Below are 22,554 nucleotides of genomic sequence, written 5' to 3' on the forward strand. Positions count from 1 at the left end.
GCGTCGCATCTTCAATGGTGGACGATTCTAGTCAAGAACACCGACCTCGCGCATGATGGAGGCCAGGCGCGCCGACTGCTCCGGCGTGGCGTCCACGAGCGGCAGGCGCACGCCGCCGACGGGGAAGCCGACAAGGCTCAGGGCCTCTTTCACGAGGATGGGATTCGAGGTCTCGAACAGGCCCTTCATGAGCGGCATCAGGGCCTCGTTGGCCTCACGAGCCGCATCCCACTCGCCCTTGGCGGCCAGATCGACGATGGCCTTCATGCGGTCGGGCGCGACGTTGCCGATGGTGGAGATGACGCCCACGCCGCCCAGCTCCATGATGTCGAGGGTGGACGAGTCGTCGCCGGAGTACACGTCGAAGCCGGCCGGAGCGTTGTCGATGATGTACTTGATCTGATCGAAGTTCCCCGAGGCCTCCTTGATGGCCACGACGTTGTCGCAGTTGTGGGCCAAGCGCAGGGTGGTGTCGCCCTCCATGTTGATGGAGCAGCGTCCGGGGATGTTGTACAGGATGATGGGCATGTCCGTGGAATCCGCAATGGTCTTGAAGTGGCGGTACAGGCCCTCCTGCGGGGGCTTGTTGTAGTAGGGCACGACGCACATGAAGCCGTCGACGCCCTGTTTGGCGGCATCCTGGGCGAAGTACACCGTGTCGGCCGTGCAGTTGTCGCCGACGTTCGCGATGACGGGGATACGGCCGTTCACGGCGCGCACCACGGCGCGGAACAGCTCGAGCTTCTGGGGGTAGAACACCGTGGGACTCTCGCCGGTGGTCCCGTTGACGATGAGGGCGTCGGCACCGCCGCGCACGAGTCGGTCGGCCAGCTCCTGAGCCCGGTCGAGATCGAGTTCGAGGTCGGCGTTGAACGGGGTGACCATGGCCGGAATCATGCGGCCGAAGCGAGGATCGCGCTTGAACTCCATGGAAGTATCTCCTTAAACAAACTCGGGGGGCGTGGCTGCCCTAGCACAGCTCTATTATGCCATGGTTGGCTCGACGGAGAAACGCGAGCGCCCGTAAGTCCGTCAAACGCACAACCTGCGCGGATAAGGTGCTGCCCCAAGCAGGCACTGCCCTTGCGTCTGTTCCGTAGGGGCTGACCTTGGTCAGCCCAGGCGAGCGGAACGATCATGCGAGACAAAACAGGGGCGACCAAGGCCGCCCCCTACGGATGGCGTCTGCGAACGAATGGGGGCTGAGAGTCTAATTCATAAAGTTCTCAAGGCCGACGATGAGGCCGTCGCGCTCCCCCACGCTGCGGATGCCCAGCAGGACGCCGGGCATGTAGGAAGTGCGATCCCACGAGTCGTGACGGATGGTGAGGGTTTGGCCCAGCGAGCCGAAGATGACCTCCTGGCTGGCCACAAAGCCCATGGAGCGCACGGAGTGCACGGGCACGCCGTCGATAAGCGCCCCGCGAGCACCCTCGGCACCGGCGATCTCGGTCTCGCGGCCGGGGGCCTCGCTCACGCGCGGGGCACGCGCCTTTGCGATGATCTCGGCGGTGCGCACGGCGGTGCCGGAGGGCGCGTCCTTCTTGTTGCAGTGGTGGTACTCGATGACCTCGGCCTCGGGGAAATAGGGCGCGGCGGCCTTCGCGAACTCCATCATGAGCACGGCGCCGGTGGTGAAGTTCGGCGCGTAGAACAAACACGTCCCCGGCGCCGCCGAGGCGGCCAGCCCCTCCAGCGTCTCGTTGGAAAGCCCCGTCGTTCCCACCACGCAGTCGACCCCCCGCGGCAGCGCCACCGAGAGATTGCCCGCCACCACGTTCGGCTGCGTGAAGTCGACGAGCACATCGACGTCCGTCGCATCCAGCGCCTCTGCCAGCGTGTCGAACACCGGGAAGGGCGCCTCCTTGGCATGGGGATCGATGCCGCAGACCACATTCATGTTATCCGCAGCCGTTACCGCATCAACCACCGCCGAGCCCATGCGCCCCGCATAACCCGCCACCGCAACCTTAATCATAGGAAACCTCCCATACACCAGTCAGATTCAACAAGAAGCGTGAACGCTATTGTAAAGCAACAACGTGAGAGCGAAGAGGAGACAGGGGGCGCCTTGACCGAGCGAGTTCCGCAGACGGTATCGAAGGCGCGATGATGCAGGGAGCAATGCAGCTAGCGCGCCTTCGATACCGGCGAGGACTGTCTGAGCGAATCAAGGTGCCCCCTGGCTCCTCTCCGGGAGTGTCGCGGCGTGAACTTCTACCTAAGCAATCCGAACCATCTAGGCATCCCCGGTTTCTCTTTCGCTGGGGCGTTAGGGGAGACTAAGGTCTGCCCCTACAGGACGGTGCCGGCGTAGCGGATTCCGATTGCAACAAGAAAGGGCCGCAATCGCGACCCTTTCCATAAAACGCTAGTTGCTGCTGCCGCTCTCGTGGCGACGACGCGGCGTGCGGCCGGCGCGGCCGGGACGGTTGTCCTCCCGACGCTCGCGGCGCTCGTGACGCTCGCCCTTGTCGCGCGGAGCCGGGGACGCGGAAGCCGGCGCGTCCGGCTTGTCCAGGCGGTCCAGCGAAATCTTACCCGTCTTCGGGTCGATCTCGAGCACTTCCACCTTCACGATGTCGCCCAGGCTCAGCACGTCCTCCACCTTGCCGACGCGGCCGTTGGCCACGCGCGAGATGTGGAGCAGGCCGTCCTTGCCCGGCGTGAGCTTCACGAAGGCGCCGAAGTCCTTGATGCCGACGACCTCGCCCTCGAAGACCTCGCCCACCTCGGGCTCCTTCACAATGCCGAGGATCATGTCCTTGGCCGCCTGCATGGCGGTGCCGGAGACGGCGCCCACGTGGATGGTGCCGTCCTCCTGAATGTCGATGGAGGCGCCGGTCTCCTCCTGGATGCCGCGAACCACCTTGCCGCCGGAACCGATGACGTCGCGGATCTTGTCCACGGGGATCTTGATGGTCTCGATGCGCGGCGCGGTCTCCTTCATCTCGGCACGCGGGCCGTCGATGGTCTCAAGCATGGCGGCCAGGATGAAGGCGCGGCCCTCGTGGGCCTGCTTCAGGGCGCGGGCCAAAATCTCGACGGACAGGCCCTTGGCCTTGTTGTCCATCTGCAGGGCGGTGATGCCGTTAGGGGTGCCGCAGACCTTGAAGTCCATGTCGCCGAGGAAGTCCTCGATGCCCTGGATGTCGGAGAGGATGACCACGTCGTCGCCCTCCTTGATGAGGCCCATGGCCACACCGGAGACGGGCGCGGAGATCGGCACGCCGGCGTCCATCAGAGCCAGGCAGCTTCCGCACGTGGAGGCCATGGAGGAGGAACCGTTGGACTCCAGCACCTCGGAGACCACGCGGATGGCGTAGGGGAAGGTGTCGGTGTCGGGCAGCACGGGAGCAATCGCGCGCTCGGCCAGGGCACCATGGCCCACCTCACGGCGCTTAGGCGCACCCATCCGTCCGGTCTCGCCGGTGCAGTAGGGCGGGAAGTTGTACTGGTGCATGTAGCGCTTGCCCTCTTCGGGCCAGATGGTGTCGAGGCGCTGCCACTCGTTGAGCATTCCCAAGGTGCACACGGACATGACCTGGGTCTGGCCGCGCTGGAACAGGCCCGAGCCGTGCACGCGGGGCAGGTATCCCGGCACGATGTACAGCGGGCGGATCTCCTCGGGGGTGCGGCCGTCGACGCGCTCGCCGGTCTCGAGGATCATGGCGCGCATGGCCCGCTTCTCGAGGGCCTTGAGGGCCGCCTTGATGTCGCTTCCCCAGGTAGTGCGCTCCTCCTCGGTGAAGTCATTCTCGATGATGGAGGACTTGAGCTCTTCCACCTTCTGCATACGGGCGGCCTTGTCGGCGTCCTTCAGGGCCGCGGACATCTCGTCGAGGTGGGCGTCGACGCGCTCGGCCACGGACGGGTCGGCAGCGTGGATGGTGTAGTCCATGGGCGTCGGGTTCACCTTGGCGAGGAAGGCAGCCTGCTTCTCGCAGAAGGCGGCGATGGCCTCCTGACCGAAGGTCATGGCGGCGAGCATGTCCTCCTCGGAGATCTCAGCGGCGCCGGCCTCCACCATGGAGATGTAGTCGGCGGTACCGGCGATGGTGAGCTCCAGATCGGAGTTCTCCTGCTCGGAGTTGGTGGGGTTCACGATGAACTCGCCGGTCTCGATGTCGCGGCCGATGCGTACGCAGGCCGCCGGGCCGTCGAAGGGGGCGCCGCCCACGAGCAGCGCCGCAGAGGCGCCGGCCACACAGATGGTGTCGGGCAGGTTCTCGCCGTCGATGACGAACGGGGTGGCCACGATGTGCACCTCGTTCTTGTAGCCGTCGGGGAACCCGGGGCGGATGGGGCGGTCCACCATGCGGGCCACGAGGGTGCCGTGGTCGGAGGGCTTCGCCTCGCGCTTCAGGTAGCCGCCGGGGATGCGGCCCACAGCGTACATCTTCTCGATGTAGTCGACCGTGAGCGGGAAGAAGTCGTAGTCCTTCTCCTGGCTGGAGACGACGGCGGTCACGAGCACACTCGTGGCACCGCAGGTCGCGAGCACAGCGCCGGTGGCCTGCTTGGCCAGCTCGCCGGTCTCGAGACGGTACTGCTTGCCGTACAACTCGAATTCTTCGACAATTTTCGTCATAACGCTTTTCTTTCTCTTCAACTCCCCCGCCTCATTGCGGAGGACTTCTTCGGGCGCGGCTACTTACATTCGCCGCCCCCGCGACCGTCGGCACCTCATGCGCTTCCGACCGCTTATAGCAGAAAACGGGGCCCCAGGCGGGGCCCCGTACATGCTCGAGCTAGATGTTGTCGCGGATACCGAGCTTCTTGATGAGCTCGCGGTACTCCTCGATGTTGCGCTCCTTGATGTACTTCAGCATACCGCGGCGCTTACCGATGAGCATCATGAGGCCGCGACGGGTGTGGTTGTCCTTCTTGTGCGTCTTCAGGTGCTCGGTGAGGTTGCGGATGCGCTCCGAGAGGATGGCGACCTGAACCTCGGCGGAACCGGAGTCCTGATCGTTCTTGCCGAACTCCTTGATGAGTTCCGCGGTGCGCTCCTTGGAGATGCTGAGCTTGCTGGCCATAACTGGTCCACCTTTCTTTCCCGGGGGTCTCCCCCGTCTTCACCGCCTGTGGGCGGCATACCGTTTTCATCCGCCTTGGGTAGCCATGGAAGTGGTCCGTGGGAACCAAAGGCGAATTGCGCCGCCGTTTTGGCAGCCCGCCCAGTATAGGGCACTTGCGGCGCGCCTCGCCCAAGGTTTCCGCGAGCGACACGGTTTCTGCATATTGGGGCTGGATGAGCACTGCGAAAAAGCGGTGCGACACTAGAACAAGCCGCTCGTGAAGAGGAACTCGAGGGACTTCAGCGAGCTTCCGATATGGGCGCGGACGAGATCCTGCACGAGGTGCAGCACGGCGAAGGAGGCCGAAAGGTCGGCCGGCCCTTCTGCAATGGCGTCGAAGGGGGTTGTGAGGAAGTACTGCGCCCAGCAGAGGGTGCCGGCATCCACAAGCACGGATTCGTCCAAACCCCGGCAGCTCTCGCAGAGCACGCCGCCGCCTGCAGCCGAGAACGGGAGGCGGGCGCCCTCGGTGAGGGCCACCGGCTCGCCACAGCCAACGCAGATCTCGAGGCTCGGTCGCAGGCCCGAGAACGCGAGGATCTTCAACAGCTCGGCGGCCGAAAGCGCCGCACGGTGGCTGTCATCGGCGCCGTCCATGGCGTCCAGCATGCGCATCGCCGACTGGAACAGGCGCGGGTTGGCGAGGTCGCGCTGGCTCATGCGGGCGAGCAGCTCCGCTACGGGCGCGGCGGCCGCAGAGGCCTCGAGGTTGCAGCGCAAGGCGTCATGGGCCGCGACGAGCCGCGCCTCCTTCAGAATGTCGAGACTTCGGCCCGTCGCGCACAGGGCGTCGATGACGCAAAAGGGCTCGGTGCGCGCCGCGAAGCTGCTCTTGGGCCGCCGGGCCCCTTTGGCTACGGCCCGCTTCTGGCTGCCGTCCTCGGAAAGCAGCGTGAGAATGAGGTCGCTCTCCCCCAGCTTCGTACGGCGCAGCACGAGAGCGCGCAGGGAGTAGGTCGGTTGCGCCACGAAGCCGCCCCGCGCCTAGTAGCGGATGGAGGGGCTGGCGTAGGAGACCTCGTTGTCGTCGTTCCACACGATGCCGCCCTCGATGGTGGTGAGCTTCTTGGCGAACACCGTTTCCTGGCCCAGGCCGAAGGGCATCGTGACCACCTCGTACTGGCGCGCCTCCACGGTGTAGAGCACCTCGCCGTCGCCGCGGTAGGTGCAGCTCTTGATGTTCTCCACCTTGAAGCTGCCCTCGTCGTTGGTGAGGTTGGCTCCGGGCAGGATCTCGCGGGTGAGGTCCACCAGCTCGGTGCCGCGGGAGTGGGCGACATACAGCGTGACCTCGGAGCCGGAGTTCAGCTCGCTGCCGGCGGCCGGGTCGGTGGAGACGGCGGTGCCCTCCTCGATGTCCTCGGTGGTGTACCACTCGCTCGTCACCTCGTAGCCCTCGGCTTGAAGCGCGGCCTTGGCGTCGGCTTCGGACATGCCCTCCACATCGGGTACGGTGTAGGGAACGGCCACGGTGACGGTGATAGCGTCGCCGGATTTCGCCTCCGTGCCCGCTTCCGGGCTCACGGCCAGCACGGTGCCCGCGGCCTCGTTCGACTTCTCCTCGGTGTAGGTGACCGCCGTGAACCCTTCGGCCTCCAGAGCCTGGGCGGCCTCTTCGCTGGTGGCGCCCACGATGGCCGGCACGATGCGCGGTACGGCCACGGAGAGCGTCACGGTGCTGCCCTCTTCCGCGCGATGCCCCTGCTCGGGATCGCTCGAGAGCACCGTGCCCTGGGGATCGTCGGACTTCACTTCGACGGCCTGCGCAACGAACCCCTTGGCTGCCAAGGCGTCGACCGCCTCGGGCTGGGAGAGGCCCACTACCTCGGGGATGGTCTTGCCGCCCCACAGCTCGGCCATATAGGTACCACCCGCTACGGCCGCCAGCACCACGGCCAGGGCGATGCATGCGGCGGCGATGATCGGGCCCTTGGCGCGCGGGGGCCGTGCGGAGGGCCCTGGGAAGGGAGCCTCCCCATCGGCGCCATCGCGAACCGGCGCGGCCTCTTCGGGCGCCGAGAAACCTATGGAAGATTCCAGCTCAGGGGTTTCCTCCTCGATGGTCGAGGGGAAGGCCAGCTCGCCGGTGGCCCGGGGCGTGAGCGCTTCCTCGGCCTCGGCAGTCGTGACTGCCGCCTGGTCGGCGACGACAATGGCGGAGGCGGCCTCCATGAGAGCCGTTTCCTCGGCGGCGCAAGCGTCGGCCGACTCATTGGGCGACGCTTGCGGTGCCTCTTGCACCACCGGGGTCTCCGGAGTCGCCCCCGCCTCATCCTGGCTCTTACGGGAGCGACCGCGGCCCTGACGATTCACGGAGGGCCGCGCCGCATGGGAGCCCATGCGCGCCGGACGCTTGCCCGACCGCTCGAACAGGCTCACTACCTCGTCCCCGCTGGACAGCACTTCGTCGAGATCGTCGTCCTTGGCGGTTGCATCTGCAGCTGCGAAGCCGGCGACGGCGCCAGGAATCGCACCGAAGGCGACACCGGACGCATCGCCAGCCTTGGAGGCCTCGTTCTCAGCAACAGGGGCATCCTCGCCGGGCGTCGTGAATTCAGGCGTTTCTTCCATCTCGGCAGTCTCGGCTGCCACGGCCACAGCTGCTGTCGCGGCAGCCACCCGCTCTTGCTCAAGCCGCTCGCGTTCTTCCCGCTCGGCAGCCTCGGCAGCGCGCCGGGCCTCGCGGGCCTCCTCCTCGGCTATCCGCCGCTGCTCGCGGGCCTCGGCCTCGGCGGCGCGCAAACGCTCCTTCTCCGCAGCCGTTTCGGCGCGCAGGCGCTCCTTCTCGGCCCGCAGGAGCTCCTTGGCCTTGCGGGCCTCCTCCTTCTCCTGCATCTTCGAAAACTTCTTCGCGAGCTTCTTCTGTTGGCGGTCGCGGCGCCGCAGCTCCTTCTCCGTCGGTCCCATGGCGTAGCTGCGGGCGCGTGGCACGTGCTCCTCGTTGATGCGCGGGATCTCGGCCGTGTCACCGGCCTGAGTGGCCGCCGGCGGAACGTAACTTGAGTCGACCAGCCGCTCGAAGCCGGACAGGTCGGGGACATCGGGGCCGTCGGGCACTGGATCGACCAGATCGGCCACCGAGGCCCGCGGCGCCGGTTTGGAAGGCGCCGGGGCGACGTCGGGCACGCGCACGACCGGGGGCACCTCCACCACGGGAGGCACCGACACTTTCGCCGAGGCGGCCACGAACACTTCGCCGCAGTTCTCGCAGAACGCGGCGTCGTCACGATTATCGAATGAGCAGTGAGGGCATTTCATCGACGTTCTCCTCATTGATTGCACAGATAAGGAAAATTGTACCCGATTATTCTGAATATAGCCCCCATATCCAGCAACAACAAAGTTACTGGTTCGCCCAAGGAAGTCAGCGAGGGTCCGACAGGCGCCTAGGCCCCTTCCCCGTAGCCGAAGCGACGGATCTGGTTGGCGTCGCGGCGCCAGTTCTTGCGCACCTTCACCGACAGATCCAAAAACACCTTCGCCCCCAGCAGCAGCTCCAAGTCCTTGCGGGCCTCGGTGCCGATGCGCTTGATGGCTGCCCCGCGCTTGCCGATGATGATGCCCTTCTGGCTGTCGCGCTCCACATAGATGACCGCGTAGATGCGGTAGAGGTTCGGCTTCTCGAATTCCATCTCCTCCACGGCGACCCCGATGGCATGGGGCACCTCGTCGAAGAAGTTGCGCAGGATCTTCTCGCGGATGAACTCCGCCACCATGACCTCCAGCGGCTGGTCGGTCTCCATGTCGGCCGGGAACCACGCCGGGCCCTCGGGCAGAAGAAACTGCACCTCCTCTACGAAGGCGTCCACGTTGCGGCCCGTCTCGGCCGAGAGCGCCACCATGGCGTCCCAGTCGCAGAGCTTCTCGGCCGCCTCGCGCTGGGCGCTGATCTCGGCATCGCTCGCCAGGTCGGTCTTGGAGAGCACGCAGATCTTCGCCGAGCCCTTGGCAGCGCGCACCTGGGCGGCCACCCATTCGTCGCCGCGCCCGATGGGCTTGGACGCATCGATGAGCATGGCCACGACGTCCACATCCTCCAAAGCCTTGATGGCGCTCGTGTTCAGCTCCTCGCCGAGGGCGTCCTGAGGCTTGTGCAGACCGGGTGTGTCCACGATGATCATCTGCACGTCGTCGGTGGTGTGCACGGCACGGAAGCGGTGGCGCGTCGTCTGGGCCGTGTTCGATGTGATGGCGATCTTCTTGCCCATGATGGCGTTAAGAAGCGTCGACTTCCCGGCGTTGGGGCGACCGACCAGCGTCACGAACCCGCTCTTGAAGTCGGGATTGGTGGGAAACGAGCCCCCCATGGGATTTTCAGCGAAGTAGGCGTCGAGATCCATGAAATTCCTTTCGAAGAGGTGGGGCGTCGTGCGTTAGAGGAGGTCGAGCACATAGGGCGAGAAGACGATGAGCCCGACAATTACCGAGCCCGCTGAGGCCAAAAGCACCGCCCCGGCCGCCGCGTCCTTGGCCGCGCGGGCCAGCTCGTGCCATTCGGGCGAGGCGAGATCGACCGCCGACTCGATGGCGGTGTTCACCACCTCGGCCACGGACACGACGATGATGCAGAGCACGATGGCGAGCCAATCGACGCGGCTGATGCCCAGGGCGAATCCGGCCGCGACGGCGGCAAGACCCAAGACCACCTGGATCTTCAGGTTGCGTTGAGAGCGAAAGGCGTAGGCGACGCCGGCGGCCGCGCAGCGAAAGGCGCACACAAGCGGGAAGCGCCCCTCCCCGCACCGGCGGCTCTCCCCCGCTCTGCGCACGAGCGGCCTCATCTTATCGTCGCCGGTCAACGGGCTGCCCCTCAAGCGCTCAGCGGTTCTCGGAGACAGCGGGCAGGTCGCGCTCGGTCCAGGCCGTGAGCAGCTCGCGCTCGCGGGCCTCCATGACCTCGGCCTCCTCGTCCACGATGTGATCGTAGCCGCACAGGTGCAGAAGCCCGTGAACGATGAGCAGCGACACTTCCTGCTCGAAGGAGTTGCCGAACTCGGTGCTCTGACGCGCCGCGACGTCGGGCGCGACGATGATGTCGCCCAGTTCGTAGACCGGGCAGCTCGGCCCGTCGGCGGCGGTGATGTCGTCGTCGATGTTGTCGCATTCGAAGGAGAGCACGTCGGTGGGTCCTTCCATACCGCGGAAGCGCTCGTTCAGCTCGGCCATGGCCGTATCGTCCACAAAGCTGATGGAGACCTCCGTGTTGATGGGCTTCCCCTCGCGCTCGAGCACGAACAGGGCCAGGTCGCGAATGGGAAGGGAGGCGAGGTCTTCCTCGCGATGTCCGTAGGTGATGAGGATTTCCATGGGCTATCTTGCCTTTCCCGCCGCGCGCTCGTAGGCGGCCACGATGGTCGCCACCAAAGAGTGGCGCACGACGTCTTTGCCGGAAAGATCGCAGAACGCGATGTCGTCGATGCCCTCGAGGACGGAGCGCACTTGCACAAGGCCGCTCTCCCCGCGGGGCAGATCGATTTGAGAGATGTCGCCGGTGACGACGATTTTCGAACCGAACCCCAAGCGCGTCAGTGCCATCTTCATCTGCTCGGGCGTGGTGTTCTGGGCTTCGTCCAAGATAATGAAGGCGTCATTTAAGGTGCGCCCGCGCATGAAGGCGAGAGGGGCGATCTCGATGGTGCCGTTCTCGATGAGGGCATTCGCTCGCTCCTGATCGAACATGGAGTACAGCGCATCGTAGAGCGGTCGGATGTAGGGATCCACCTTCTCGAAGAGGGTGCCCGGCAGAAAGCCGAGGTTCTCGCCGGCCTCCACGATGGGCCGCGACAGCACGATGCGGCCGACTTCCTTGCGCTTCAAGGCCGCCACCGCCATGGCCATGGCCAGGTAGGTCTTGCCCGTGCCGGCCGGCCCTATGGCGAAAGTGACCGTGTTGTCGCGGATGGCGTCGACGTAGTGCTTCTGACCGGCGGTCTTCGGTCGAATGGCCCGGCCCCGGTAGGTGAGCAGCACATCGTCGCGCAGGGCGGCGGGGGCGAACTCCGCCTGGCGGAGCAGCTCGACGGAACGGCGCACCGAGTCGGTGTCGGGGGCCTGCCCTTCCTCCACCGTTTTGAACAGGTCGGCGAACAGCGCGGTGAGCTGCTGCACCTCCACGGCGTTCCCCTCGATGACGATGCGATCGCCCCGCACGGTGAGCCGAGCGTCGAAGGACTCCTCCAGCACGTGGAGAATCTCGTCGGAGGCACCGACGACGAGGGCCATGTCCACCCCGCCGGGCACCGTGAGCGTTGTCTGCATCAAATCAGTCATGCCGGTTATTGTAACCTATCTTGTGCGATCTGTTGTGCGCCTGCTCCAAAACTCCCATCGATGTCGCAGCCAAACCCCATCGGCACTCGACCGTTAGCGCGCTTCAACCAAAACTAAACCTCAGTCAACTTCCGGCCAAGCTTCGGTCGACGAACTGCCCCGAAATTGCACGAGATATCGAGTTGTAAGCGTCTACGCGTGCGCAGTTGTTCAGGGTGGAAAGCGTCGCTGTTGCCAGCACTGCTGTGACCAGGTGTTTTCCAAATAGGCTATTGAATAGCCGAGTCCAGTGCGTCCCCCAGACGCTTACAACTCGAGATCTCATGCAGAAGGAGAGGTGTTCGTCGACCGAAAAGGTCACTCGTGCGGCGCGAGCCTTAATCTGGAGCGCGTTTCGGGAAGAAGAGTCGTCCCTGCTGCGCGGCTATCCTACTTTCGCCGGGACGAGAGAGCCGATCTTGGCACCTGCAGGAGCAGGCACTTCGTGGTAGCTCTCGGCGGTGGCCGTCTCGGGGGTTTCCACGAGGGCAAGTTCGACGGTGCCGACGCGAGAGGCGCGGTCGGCGGCGGCGAGCTCGTCGGAAAGCGCGCGCAGGCGGGCGGTGCGGGCGGCCTTCGCCTCGGGCGGCACTTGGTCTGCACGGGCGGCCGCGGGCGTTCCCTCTCGCTTGGAGTAGGGAAACACGTGGATCTTCGAGAAGCCGACGTGGCGAGCGAGCGCGCAGGTGTCCTCGAAGTCCTCATCGGTCTCGCCGGGGAAGCCCACGATGATGTCGGTGGTCAGCGCGATGGAGGGGACGCTCGCCCGCAGGAAGTCGGCCAGCTGGCGGAACTCGTGGGCGTCGTAGGGGCGCGCCATCTCGCGCAGCACCCGGGACGAGCCGGACTGCAAGGGCAGATGAAGATGGCGGCAGATGCGGCCCTCAGCCTCGGCGAGGAGAGAGACGAACTCGCCGGTCACGTCCATAGGCTCGATGGAGCCGATGCGGAAGCGGCAGGGAGGCTCGCCCGCGCCGTGCAGATCGGCGGTGGCCGTTAGAAGGCGGCGACATAGGTCGGTCAGATCCGTCCCGCCGTCGTCGTAAGAGCCCAGGTTGATGCCGGTGAGTACGACCTCGCGGACGCCGGATTCAGCGAGGGCCACCGCCTCGGCCACCACCTCGTCGGCCGGTCGGCTCGTCGCGCGGCCGCGGGCCACGTGCACGATGCAGTAGGTGCAGGCGTTGTCGCAGCCGTCCTGCACTTTGATGCCGATGCGCGTGCGGCCATCGGCGGGCGATGCCGGGAAAGATTCAGGCGTTTCGCAAGGAGCTGTGCCGCTCATTTCCAACTCGCTGAGATAGAGATCCGCGCCTGCCTTGGGTACGACAACGACGCGATCATCCATAGCGGCGAAGGTCTCCGACGAGAGCTCGCTCGCGCATCCCGTGACGACGACGCGTGCGCCGTCGTTGGTCGACAGGGCATGGCGCACGGCCTTGCGGGTCTTCTTCTCGGCCTCGCCGGTGACCGTGCAGGTGTTCACGACGATGAGATCGGCCGCCGCCTCTCCAACGGGCACTCCCCCGCGTTCCGCGAGCAGCCGCTCGAAACCGTCGGCCTCCACGCGGTTCACCTTGCAGCCCAAGTTCACGACCGTGTAGCCGAAGAGGACCCTACCCACGGTTGCCCTCGTAAGTGGGAGAGGGCCGATTCCCCATGCCGCCCAGCTCGTAGAGCACCAGCGCCGGGGCCACGATGCCGGCGGTCTCGGTGCGCAGGATGGACGGGCCCAGGGTCACGAGGCGCGCGCGGGCGTTGCAGCCGAGAAAGCAGCGCACCTCCTCCTCGGCGAGGCCCCCCTCAGGGCCCACGACCACGGCGATGCGGGCGTCAGCGGCCGGCGTGCACGTCGCGAGGAGCGCATCGTGCACGGCTTCGCTCAGACTCGCTGTCTCGGGCGCCTCTTCCCAGCACACGAGCACGGCCGTCGCCTGGCCGAGCATCGCGGCCGCCTCGCGCACGGAGACGGGCTCGACGACCTCCGGCACCCGGGCCTGCCCCGATTGCATGGCTGCGTTTTTGGCGATGGCCCGCCACCGCTCCGTCTTCGCAGCCGCCTTCTTGCCGTCCAGCTTCACGATGGAGCGGGCGCAGGCAAGGGGGACGAAGGCCGCCACGCCTACCTCGGTGGCATGGCGGATGACGGTCTCCATCTTGTCGCCCTTGGCCAGGCCCTGCAGCAGAATCACTTGCGGGCCGGCCTCGCTCGCGTCTTCATGACGCGCAATGGACACGAGCGGCAGCTCGTCCGCAAAATCGACGATCTCGCATTCGAAGTAATCCTGGTCGGCGTCGATCACGGCGATGTGCTCCCCCGCCGCCAGCCGGAGCACCCGCGCGTGCTTCGCGTCGTCGAGTGCCAGGCGCAGCGGGAACACTGCCTCCGTTTCGGCAGCGAGCACTTGGTTTTCCAGGAAGAAGCGCGGCAACGACATGATCAGTAGTCCTACTCGAAAATGTCGCGGAGCTTCTGCAAGGGCGAGCGCTTCTCCTCGTTCACGTCCTCGCCCATCTCCTCGGCCAGCTCCTCCAAAAGCTCGCGCTCGCGCTTGGAGAGCTTCTTCGGCACCTCCACGGCGATGTGCGCGAACAAATCGCCGCGAGCGTCGCTTTTCAGGCGCGGCATGCCGAAGCCCTTCACGCGCACGATCTGGTCGTTCTGACAGCCCTCGGGGATGGCAACCGTGACCTTCTCGTCCTCGTAGATGCCGTCGATTTCGATATCGGCGCCGAGCGCCGCCTGCACCATGGGAACCACGAGCTTGCAGTGCAGGTTGTCGCCGTCGCGCTCGAAGAACTCGTCGGGGGCGATGCGCACGGTGACGATGAGGTCGCCGGCCGGCGCACCCTGCATGCCCGCTTCGCCGAAGCCGTGGATGCGCAGCTGCTGGCCGTCGCGGATGCCCTTGGGGATCTCCACCGAGACGCGCTGGCGGTCGGGCACGCGCCCCTGGCCCTCGCACTCGGGGCACGGGTTGTCGATGACCGTGCCGGTGCCGTGGCAGGCGGGGCACGTGGTGGCCGATTGCATGTCGCCCAAGAAGGTGTGCTGCACGGTGACGACCCGACCGGTACCGTGACATTCCTCGCAGGTCACTTCCTTGCCGTCCTCGCCCAGGCCCGTGCCGTCGCAATCGGGACACGGCGCCAGGCGGTCGTACACGATCTCCTTCTTCTCGCCGGTCGCCGCCTCTTTCAGCGTGATGCGGATGCCCACGCCCATGTCGCGGCCGTCCTTGCGCACCTGGCGGCCGCCTGCGGCCGCGCCGCCGAAGAAGGTGGAGAAGATATCACCCATGCCGCCGAAGCCGCCACCGAACAAGTCCTCGAAATCGATGCCGACGCCGCCGTAGGGGCCGCCGCCACTCGCCGCGCCGGGAATCGTGCCAAAGCGGTCGTACTGGGCCTTCTTCTGGGGGTCGGACAGCACGTCGTAGGCCTCGTTCAGCTCCTTGAACTGGTCTTCGGCATCCGGTGCCTTGTTCACGTCCGGGTGCAGCTCCCGCGCCCTATGGCGAAATGCTTTCTTGATCTCGGCTTCGGAGGCGTCGCGGGAGACGCCGAGGATTTCGTAGAGGTCCTTAGTTGCGGCCATGATAGGTGAATCTTGCCTTTCTTCGTTCGTTCTTCCGTATTCTTGGGTAACGCACGTCTACTCGCCGTGCAGCGCGCACTGGGCGGCGCGGACGGCGCGGATGGCGCGCTCGTAGTTCATGCGGGTGGGGCCGATGACGGCGACGACGCCCTCGGACTCGCCGCGCCCATAGGGGCAGGCCACGATAGAGACACCGGCGAGCTCCGAGGCGGGGTTCTCGTGCCCGATGCGCACCATGACCGGCCCCCCTTCCGCGGCGGCCTCGTCGAAGGTGTTCAGCAGCACGCGGTCGTCCTCCAGCACTTCTATGACCGGCAGCAGGGCCTTCGAATCGCTGAACTCCGGCTGGCGCAGAAGCGCCGAGACACCGAGGCTGTGGGCACGAGCGCTTTCGGACTCGCCCAAGCATTCTATGACCTCGTCGATGATGAGCTGCACGAGCGGGTCGCTGAGGGCCTCTACGGTGCCGGCGTCCATGGAGCGGCGCACGTCGCGGGCCGAGTGCCCGGCGAGCACCCGGTTCAGCAGGTTCTGGGCACCTGCCAGCTCGTCGGCGGAGACCTCGTCGGCGAAGGTGACCGTGCGGTTGACCACCTGGCCGTCCTCGGCCACCACGATGACGATGGCCTGCCAGGGCGAAAGCGACACCAGCGTGATCTGACGAATGCGGCCCGCGAGCACCGAGGGCGCCATGACAATGGACAGGCAGTTGGTGAGCCGCGCGAGGGCCGCCGAGGTGCGTTCCATGAGCGCGTCCAGCTCCGAGGCCGAGGCGCGCAGCTCGTCAACCATGGCCTGGTGCGGGCGCTCCTCCTCGGCCAATCCCGACGAGAGCAGCTCGTCGACGAAGGTGCGGTAGCCGGCGTCGGTGGGCACGCGCCCGGCAGAGGTGTGCGGCTGCTGGATGAAGCCGGCGTCTTCCAGAGCAGAGAGGTCGTTGCGCACCGTGGCGGGGCTCACGCCCAGGCGGTGCCGCTCGGTCAGGGTACGCGAGCCCACGGGGAGCGCGTACTCGATGTAGTCCTCGATCAGCGCGCGCAGCACTCTCTGGCGCCTCTCCGACAGCATATCCGCTCCTCTCGCCTTCCCGCCTCGTCCCGCGCGTCGGGCGCGGAACCTTCCGTTGTTGACGCCATTTTAGCAACCGCAAGGCGAGAGTGCTAATGGAAGCGCCCATCTCGACGCAAGCGACACACAACCGCCGACAGAAGGCGGCTGTGCCCCTGGTGCACTGCTTCTGTAGGGGCAGACCTCGGTCTGCCCTCTTCGAGAGGATCGCCCGTTCTCGAGCGGCGGTGCTTGCACCGCCCTCCCGAGAAAGAAAGATTTTCGGCGTTGAGAAGGGGCGACCAAGGTCGCCCCCTACGGAGGTGGTATGCGAAGCAGGGACGATGGGTTGGCTTACGGGGCGAGGTCGAGGAGGCGGCCGTAGAGCTCATTGCCACAGAGCCAGCCGGCGTCGGTGGGGCGCCAACGGCCGTCCGCGTGTTCGACCAGGCCCAGGTCGGCCAGTTCATCGAAGGCGACGAGGACCGAGCCGCCCTCGGTCTCAAAGGCCGCTGCGGCCAACCGCGTGCCCCCACCCGTTTCGGTGCCGTCGATGACCGCCGCCGCCCGCGCCACCCGCTCGTCGGAGACGCCGCGGGCCATGCGCATGCCCAGCATGAGGTCTTCGGCGGCCATCTGCCGCGCGTCCAGGTCATCCACCACCTGTCCGTCCTGCACCCGCATGCGACGCTCGGCGTTCTGGGTCATGGTGACGGCCGAGCGCCCCAGCCCCAGGTAGGGCTTGCCCGTCCAGTAGGCCGTGTTGTGGCGGCTCTCGAACCCGGGCCTCGCGTAGCTTGCCACCTCGTAGCGGTGAAAGCCCGCGTCCTCCAGGATGCGCTGAGCCTCCTCCATGGCCGCCGCTTCCGCATCCTCGTCGGGCTCGAGCATCTCGCCCCGCATAATGGCGGCATCGAAGGGCGTATGGGGTTCAATGGTCAGCGGGTACACCGACACATGGTTCGCGCCGAGCGCCACCGCCTCCCGCACGCTTTCCGCGAAGGACTCCTCGCTCTGACCCGGGATGCCGCACATCAGATCCACCGATACGTTCTCGAAGCGCTCCTGGGCCGCGCGCACCGCCGCCCGGGCAGCCTCGGCGTCGTGGGCGCGGCCCAGGATGCGCAGCCCCTCGTCGTCGAAGGACTGCACGCCAAGGGAGAGCCGGTTCACCCCGAGCGCCCAGATATCCCGCACCATGGGCGCCGTAAGACTTTCGGGGTTCGCCTCCATCGTGCACTCGACCTCGGGTTCGAGATGCATCGACATCGACAGCGCATAAAGAAGCATCGAAAGTCGTCTCATGCCGATATAGCTCGGCGTCCCCCCGCCCAGATACACCGTCTCAATGGCTCCGAGCTTCCCCTCCCTCGAGGCTCGGCGAATATCCATCACGAGCGATTCCACGTACTCGTCAATAATCGGCGAGTCCCGTTCTACCGCCGAAGTGGCGAAATCGCAGTACCCGCACCGCTTCACGCAGAACGGAATATGCAGGTACAGTGCTTTATAAGGGTCATAAGCCACGACAGACCTCTCTTTCCGGCTGGGTAGTCCGACGATAGGAGGCGTTGCAACCGAGCGAGTTCCGCAGACGGTGTCGAAGGCGCGGCGATATGCGGGAAATTGAACCCTGTCGCCTTCGATACCGGCGAAGACTGTCTGAGCGAATTGCAATGCCTCCTAGCGTCGGACGGACAACCCTGATGCGAGATGGACAGCAGGAAATCGGAGCGATATTGGCGCGAGACGGACAAATCACGAACGCTCCCGGGCAATCTCCAGAAGCTCGTCGAACACCGCGTCGAAGTCCGAAAGCGTTGTGCAGTAGTTGATGCGGCCGCGGGCTTGGGCGGCGCCGGGGAGACCCGCCATGTACCACATGGCGTGCTTGCGCATGCGCACGATGTTGCGCCCCTCGCGATGGGTGAGCAGCTCCGCATGGCGGCGCGCCATGGCAATGCGTTCCTCAACCGTGGGCGGCGCAGGTTCGGGTTCGCCGGCAAGAGCGGCCTGAACCTGGGAGAACAGCCATGGGTTGCCCTCGGCGCCCCGGGCGATCATCACCGCGTCGCAGCCGGTCTCGACCGCCATGCGCATGGCGTCGGCTCCGCTGCGGATGTCGCCGTTGCCCACGACGGGCACGGACACCGCCTCGCGCACGCGAGCGATGACGCCCCAGTCGGCACTCCCCCGGTACAGCTGCTCGGCGAACCGCCCGTGCACCGTGACCCCGTCGGCCCCGGCCTCCTCCATACGGCGCGCGAAGGCCGGCGCCGTCTCGTCGCCTTCCGCCCAGCCCCGGCGGAACTTCACCGTGACCGGATGCTCCACGACGCCCTTCACGGCCCGCACGACGGAGGCGGCCAGATCGGGCTCCTTCATAAGAGCCGAGCCGTCCCCCTTCGACACGATCTTACGGGCGGGACACCCCATGTTAATGTCCAGGTAGGCCAGGCTCTCCCCCATTTCGTCCTCGATCCAGGCGGCCTGGGAGGCCATCACCTCCGGCTCGTGGCCGAACAGCTGCACGGCCACCTGGGACTCGCCGCCGGCGAGCGCCAGCAGATGCCGCGTCTTCTCGTTGGCAAAGGAGAGCCCCTTGGCTGACACCATCTCCGTGAAGGCCATGTCGGCCCCCGCCTCGCGGCACAGCGTCCGGAAAGCGATGTCGGACACACCGGCCATGGGCGCCAGCAGCACCCGGTATTTCCCGAAGAGTCCCTCCACAGCTACAGAATCCCGAACAGCAAAAGCCCGATGAGCACGATGAAACCGAGCACGAACAGAAGGCACCCGACGCCCACGAAGGTCTTGGACGTGCCGCTCATGCCCATGCGCTCCCGCTCCTCGGTGATCTTCTTCTCGTCGAAGGGGTCGTTGATCCAGTCGTAGTCTTCTTGTTCCTTGGCCATCGGTGCTTCTTTCGACTGCTGCGTTTAACGGTGTAGAATGAGCATAGTTTAATGGATGCGCGCCGCGGTCGCGGCAAGATCACAAGAAGAGGAGACGATCGTGAAGGTACTGCTCATCAACGGGAGCCCGCGCTGGAAGGGCAACACGAACCGGGCGCTGGAGGAAGCGGCCGCCGCCCTTGAGGCCGAGGGCGTGGAAACCGAGCTCGTCTGGATCGGCAACAAGGAGATCCGCGGGTGCATCGCCTGCGGCATTTGCGGCAAGACCGGCGATAAGCACTGCGTGTTCGCCGAGGACTGCTGCAACGAGCTCATCGCCAAGGCCGCCGAGTGCGATGGCTTCATCGTGGGGTCGCCGGTATACTACGCCGGTATGGCCGGATCGCTGCGGGCGCTCATGGACCGCATGTTCTACGCCGGCGGCACGAACTTCCGCATGAAGCCGGCCGCCGGCGTCGCTGTGGCGCGCCGGGCCGGGGCCATCGAGGCGGCCGACCAGATCAACAAGTACTTCCAGATCAACTGCCAGCCCATTGTGTCCAGCTCCTACTGGAACATTGCCTACGGGCGCAACCCCGGCGAGGCGCAGGGCGACGGCGAGGGCCTGCACACCATGCGCGTGCTCGGCCGCAACATGGCCTGGATGCTCAAGTGCATCGAAGCGGGCCGCGCCGCCGGCATCAACCCGCCCGAGCTTGAGCCCAAGGTGATGACCAACGTCGTCCGCGAGGACCTGCTGGAGGGATAGGCTTTTCCCCTACTCATCCACCTTCAAAATGGCCATGAAGGCCTCCTGGGGCACTTCCACGTTGCCGATGGCCTTCATGCGCTTCTTGCCGGCCTTCTGCTTCTCCAGAAGCTTGCGCTTGCGGGTGATGTCGCCGCCGTAGCACTTGGCGAGCACGTCCTTGCGCTTGGCCTTCACGGTCTGGCGCGCGAGCACCCTACCTCCGATGGCCGCCTGGATGGGCACCTCGAACATCTGGCGCGGGATGATCTCCTTCAGCTTGTCGCAGAGCACGCGCCCGCGGTCGTAGGCCTTGTCCTTGTGCACGATGAACGACAGGGCGTCGATGGGCTTGCCCGACAGCAGGATGTCCAACTTCACGAGCTGCGAGGGCTTGTAGCCGTCCATCTCGTAGTCGAGGGACGCGTAACCTTTGGTGTTCGACTTCAGCTTGTCGAAGAAGTCCAGGATGAGCTCGGATAAGGGGATCTCCCAGAGCATCTCGACGGTGGTCTGGGAGAGGTAGTTCATGGTGACGAAGTTGCCGCGCCGACCCACGGCCAGATCCATCACAGCGCCCACGTAGTCGGGCGGGATGAGGATCTTCGCCTTCAGATAGGGCTCTTCCACGTGATCGATGGAGCCGGGGTCGGGCATCTCCTGGGGCGAGTGGAGCGACACCATCTCGCCGCCCTTGAGGTACACGTGGTACTCCACCGAGGGCGCCGTGGCCAGAAGGTCCAGCCCGAACTCGCGCTCCAACCGCTCCTTGATGACCTCCATGTGCAGAAGTCCCAGGAAGCCCACGCGGAAGCCGAAGCCGAGGGCGTGGGAGGTCTCGGGCTCCCACACGAGCGCCGGGTCGTTCAGCGACAGCTTCTCCAGCGCCTCCTTCAAAGGCTCGTACTGGTCGCCGTCGATGGGAAAGAGACCTGTGAACACCATGGGCTTCGCCTCACGGTAGCCGGGAAGCGGCTCGTTCACGCCGCCGTCGGCCACGGTGATGGTGTCGCCCACCTTCACCTGGCTCACGTCCTTGAGGCCCGTGACGAGGTAGCCCACCTCGCCCACATAAAGCGCCTCCTCGGGCACCTCCTGGGGGTGCCGCGCGCCAACCTCTTCCACGAGCGTTTCCGTGCCCGTGGCCATCATGCGGATCTTGTCGCCCTTCTTGATGTGCCCGTCGACCACACGGATGAGGGCCACCACGCCGCGGTAGGCGTCGAAGTAGCTGTCGAAGATGAGCGCGCGCAGGGGCGCCTCCCCGTTGCCCGTGGGGGCAGGGATATTGTAGACCACGGCTTCCAGAAGATCGTGGACGCCCTCGCCGGTCTTGCCCGAGGCGAGCACCGCGTCGTCGGCGGGAATGGCCAGGCCATCTTCGATCTCGGCCTTCACGCGCTCGGGCTCCGCGGCCGGCAGGTCGATCTTGTTGATGAGCGGGATGATCTCCAAATCGGCGTTCATGGCGAGCATCGCGTTGGCCACCGTCTGCGCTTCCACGCCTTGGGTGGCGTCCACCACGAGCACGGCTCCGTCGCAGGCGGCCAAGCTGCGGGAGACCTCGTAGGTGAAGTCCACGTGGCCCGGCGTGTCGATGAGGTTCAACTGGTAGGTCTCGCCGTCGTCTGCGGTGTAGCTGACGCGCACGGCCTGGCTCTTGATGGTGATGCCGCGCTCGCGCTCGATATCCATGGAGTCGAGTAGCTGGGCCTGCATGTCGCGCTTGGCCACCGTGCCCGTGAGCTCCAGGATGCGGTCGGAGAGCGTGGACTTGCCGTGGTCGATGTGCGCGATGATCGAGAAGTTGCGGATATGGGAAAGCTCGTGGGTCATAATGTCTTTCTTATCGGCGGCGGTCTTACCGGGCGAGCGGGCCCGCGAGGCCCCTCTCCCCTCCCAATGTGTGCGTCTCGCGAAGATTCGGGGCCGCAAGACCACTTTCTTCGCCGCGCTCACGGGAATCTTTGGTATTCTACCGCATTGTGTATCCAGCGATACGTGCACGCGGTGATTCCACCGCCAAATCTGCAGACGTGGCTGCGCTTTAAGATTACGATTGCTGGCGGCTTTCCGAGGCATTCGGTCTCGGGGCTGAGGAAGCGGAGAAATCCCGCCGCTTTCCGATTCGCACGATGGCCCGCAGCGGGGTATACCGCCGCGCGTTCGTGTCGTTGGATACCACCGAAGATGGGAAACGACCGAACCAGAAAGGGCTAGCATTCATGGCTAACATCAAGTCCCAGAAGAAGCGCATCATTACCAACGAGAAGCGTCGTATGCGCAACCGCGCCGTCAAGAGCGAGCTGAAGACCGCCGTCCGTCACGTCAAGGACGCCGTGGCCGAGGGCAACGGCAAGGACGCCTACGCCTTCGCCTGCGAGGCCTGCCGTCTGATGGACAAGGCCGCCTCCAAGGGCGTCATCCACAAGAACCAGGCCGCCAACCGCAAGAGCGGCATCATGCGCCTGGCCAACACCGTGGTGACCGCCGAGGATATCGCCGCTTACGAGAAGCCGGCGCCGAAGCCGCAGAAGACCGGCTCCAAGAAGGCCGAGGCCAAGGCCGCCCGCAAGGCCGCCATGGCCGCCGCTTCCGAGGAGAAGGCGAAGCGCCGCGAGAAGCAGCTGAAGGAGGAGAAGAAGGCCGCCGAGCGCAAGGCCAAGGAGGCCGAGGAGGCCGCCAAGGCCGAGGCTGAGGCCGCTGCCGCCGAGGCTGAGGAGGCTCCGGCCGAGGAAGCCGCCGAGTAGCCTGCGCGCTCCGCTGACTTCGCGATCCGAAGCGCCGTCCCGTTTGGGGCGGCGCTTTTTCATGGGATCAACCTGCCTACAAGACGGCGGTTTTCCGTTGCAGGAACGAACCCTTTATTTACAATAG

General features: G+C 65.8%; 20 protein-coding genes. 2 read left to right on the forward strand and 18 right to left on the reverse strand.

From position 1 onward, the window contains the following. Positions 1-27: 27 nt before the first annotated feature. The 17 genes from dapA to GO707_RS01055 form a co-directional block, all read right to left on the reverse strand. On the reverse strand, positions 28-930 hold the full coding sequence (gene dapA / locus GO707_RS00975) for a 4-hydroxy-tetrahydrodipicolinate synthase (protein WP_157011626.1): 903 nt from the start codon (positions 928-930) through the stop codon (positions 28-30). A 280-nt stretch (positions 931-1,210) separates the two neighbouring features. After that, a complete protein-coding gene (dapB, locus tag GO707_RS00980; RefSeq protein WP_157011628.1) occupies positions 1,211-1,978 on the reverse strand; it encodes a 4-hydroxy-tetrahydrodipicolinate reductase in 768 nt (255 codons plus the stop codon). 393 nt (positions 1,979-2,371) lie between these two features. Then, on the reverse strand, positions 2,372-4,591 hold the full coding sequence (locus tag GO707_RS00985; protein WP_157011630.1) for a polyribonucleotide nucleotidyltransferase: 2,220 nt from the start codon (positions 4,589-4,591) through the stop codon (positions 2,372-2,374). Between the two features lie 160 nt (positions 4,592-4,751). Continuing rightward, entirely contained in the window at positions 4,752-5,039 is a 288-nt protein-coding gene (rpsO, locus tag GO707_RS00990) for a 30S ribosomal protein S15 (protein ID WP_022739929.1), read from the reverse strand. 243 nt (positions 5,040-5,282) lie between these two features. Continuing rightward, positions 5,283-6,050: a DNA repair protein RecO gene (gene recO / locus GO707_RS00995; protein ID WP_227069529.1), complete on the reverse strand. Its 768-nt coding sequence runs from the start codon at positions 6,048-6,050 to the stop codon at positions 5,283-5,285. Positions 6,051-6,065: 15 nt separating this feature from the next. After that, entirely contained in the window at positions 6,066-8,339 is a 2,274-nt protein-coding gene (locus GO707_RS01000) for a PASTA domain-containing protein (RefSeq protein WP_157011632.1), read from the reverse strand. A 128-nt stretch (positions 8,340-8,467) separates the two neighbouring features. Next, a complete protein-coding gene (era, locus tag GO707_RS01005) occupies positions 8,468-9,388 on the reverse strand; it encodes a GTPase Era (protein WP_114539171.1) in 921 nt (306 codons plus the stop codon). A gap of 66 nt (positions 9,389-9,454) precedes the next feature. Next, a complete protein-coding gene (locus tag GO707_RS01010) occupies positions 9,455-9,880 on the reverse strand; it encodes a diacylglycerol kinase family protein (protein WP_227069531.1) in 426 nt (141 codons plus the stop codon). A gap of 19 nt (positions 9,881-9,899) precedes the next feature. Then, on the reverse strand, positions 9,900-10,388 hold the full coding sequence (gene ybeY / locus GO707_RS01015; protein ID WP_114539050.1) for an rRNA maturation RNase YbeY: 489 nt from the start codon (positions 10,386-10,388) through the stop codon (positions 9,900-9,902). 3 nt (positions 10,389-10,391) lie between these two features. Further along, a complete protein-coding gene (locus tag GO707_RS01020; RefSeq protein WP_114539049.1) occupies positions 10,392-11,351 on the reverse strand; it encodes a PhoH family protein in 960 nt (319 codons plus the stop codon). A 424-nt stretch (positions 11,352-11,775) separates the two neighbouring features. Next, entirely contained in the window at positions 11,776-13,014 is a 1,239-nt protein-coding gene (locus tag GO707_RS01025) for a MiaB/RimO family radical SAM methylthiotransferase (protein WP_114539048.1), read from the reverse strand. Beyond that, complete coding sequence (locus tag GO707_RS01030) at positions 13,007-13,828, reverse strand: RsmE family RNA methyltransferase (protein WP_114539047.1); 822 nt, start codon at positions 13,826-13,828, stop codon at positions 13,007-13,009. Before GO707_RS01030 ends, GO707_RS01025 begins: the two co-directional genes overlap by 8 nt. An 11-nt stretch (positions 13,829-13,839) precedes the next feature. Then, positions 13,840-14,988 (reverse strand): molecular chaperone DnaJ, encoded by a 1,149-nt coding sequence (gene dnaJ, locus GO707_RS01035; protein WP_114539046.1) that lies wholly within the window; start codon positions 14,986-14,988, stop codon positions 13,840-13,842. Positions 14,989-15,045: 57 nt separating this feature from the next. Next, positions 15,046-16,056 (reverse strand): heat-inducible transcriptional repressor HrcA, encoded by a 1,011-nt coding sequence (gene hrcA, locus GO707_RS01040; RefSeq protein WP_114539045.1) that lies wholly within the window; start codon positions 16,054-16,056, stop codon positions 15,046-15,048. Between the two features lie 333 nt (positions 16,057-16,389). Next, a complete protein-coding gene (gene hemW / locus GO707_RS01045; protein ID WP_302148386.1) occupies positions 16,390-17,562 on the reverse strand; it encodes a radical SAM family heme chaperone HemW in 1,173 nt (390 codons plus the stop codon). Positions 17,563-17,793: 231 nt separating this feature from the next. Then, positions 17,794-18,765, reverse strand: a complete 972-nt coding sequence (gene dusB / locus GO707_RS01050) for a tRNA dihydrouridine synthase DusB (RefSeq protein WP_302148388.1) — start codon at positions 18,763-18,765, stop codon at positions 17,794-17,796. Positions 18,766-18,767: 2 nt separating this feature from the next. Then, complete coding sequence (locus tag GO707_RS01055) at positions 18,768-18,950, reverse strand: hypothetical protein (RefSeq protein WP_157011634.1); 183 nt, start codon at positions 18,948-18,950, stop codon at positions 18,768-18,770. Between the two features lie 100 nt (positions 18,951-19,050). Between GO707_RS01055 and GO707_RS01060 the strand changes: the two genes are divergently transcribed. Then, entirely contained in the window at positions 19,051-19,698 is a 648-nt protein-coding gene (locus GO707_RS01060) for a flavodoxin family protein (protein ID WP_302223143.1), read from the forward strand. A 9-nt stretch (positions 19,699-19,707) separates the two neighbouring features. Here GO707_RS01060 and lepA read toward each other — a convergent pair whose 3' ends face one another. After that, positions 19,708-21,513 (reverse strand): translation elongation factor 4, encoded by a 1,806-nt coding sequence (lepA, locus tag GO707_RS01065; protein WP_157011638.1) that lies wholly within the window; start codon positions 21,511-21,513, stop codon positions 19,708-19,710. Between the two features lie 389 nt (positions 21,514-21,902). Between lepA and rpsT the strand changes: the two genes are divergently transcribed. After that, complete coding sequence (gene rpsT, locus GO707_RS12505; protein WP_157011640.1) at positions 21,903-22,427, forward strand: 30S ribosomal protein S20; 525 nt, start codon at positions 21,903-21,905, stop codon at positions 22,425-22,427. Positions 22,428-22,554: the final 127 nt, after the last annotated feature.

Source organism: Adlercreutzia rubneri, assembly GCF_009755265.1.
GTDB classification, from domain to species: Bacteria; Actinomycetota; Coriobacteriia; order Coriobacteriales; family Eggerthellaceae; genus Adlercreutzia; species Adlercreutzia rubneri.

Bases quoted from the DNA above. Each gene is read 5' to 3' on its own strand.
- era (WP_114539171.1), bottom strand. From the start codon at position 9,388: ATGGGGGGCTCGTTTCCCACCAATCCCGACTTCAAGAGCGGGTTCGTG.
- dapB (WP_157011628.1), bottom strand. From the start codon at position 1,978: ATGATTAAGGTTGCGGTGGCGGGTTATGCGGGGCGCATGGGCTCGGCG.
- GO707_RS01000 (WP_157011632.1), bottom strand. From the start codon at position 8,339: ATGAAATGCCCTCACTGCTCATTCGATAATCGTGACGACGCCGCGTTC.
- ybeY (WP_114539050.1), bottom strand. From the start codon at position 10,388: ATGGAAATCCTCATCACCTACGGACATCGCGAGGAAGACCTCGCCTCC.
- GO707_RS01030 (WP_114539047.1), bottom strand. From the start codon at position 13,828: ATGTCGTTGCCGCGCTTCTTCCTGGAAAACCAAGTGCTCGCTGCCGAA.
- GO707_RS01020 (WP_114539049.1), bottom strand. From the start codon at position 11,351: ATGACTGATTTGATGCAGACAACGCTCACGGTGCCCGGCGGGGTGGAC.
- hrcA (WP_114539045.1), bottom strand. From the start codon at position 16,056: ATGCTGTCGGAGAGGCGCCAGAGAGTGCTGCGCGCGCTGATCGAGGAC.
- rpsT (WP_157011640.1), top strand. From the start codon at position 21,903: ATGGCTAACATCAAGTCCCAGAAGAAGCGCATCATTACCAACGAGAAG.
- dnaJ (WP_114539046.1), bottom strand. From the start codon at position 14,988: ATGGCCGCAACTAAGGACCTCTACGAAATCCTCGGCGTCTCCCGCGAC.
- rpsO (WP_022739929.1), bottom strand. From the start codon at position 5,039: ATGGCCAGCAAGCTCAGCATCTCCAAGGAGCGCACCGCGGAACTCATC.
- GO707_RS00985 (WP_157011630.1), bottom strand. From the start codon at position 4,591: ATGACGAAAATTGTCGAAGAATTCGAGTTGTACGGCAAGCAGTACCGT.
- GO707_RS01055 (WP_157011634.1), bottom strand. From the start codon at position 18,950: ATGGCCAAGGAACAAGAAGACTACGACTGGATCAACGACCCCTTCGAC.
- dapA (WP_157011626.1), bottom strand. From the start codon at position 930: ATGGAGTTCAAGCGCGATCCTCGCTTCGGCCGCATGATTCCGGCCATG.
- lepA (WP_157011638.1), bottom strand. From the start codon at position 21,513: ATGACCCACGAGCTTTCCCATATCCGCAACTTCTCGATCATCGCGCAC.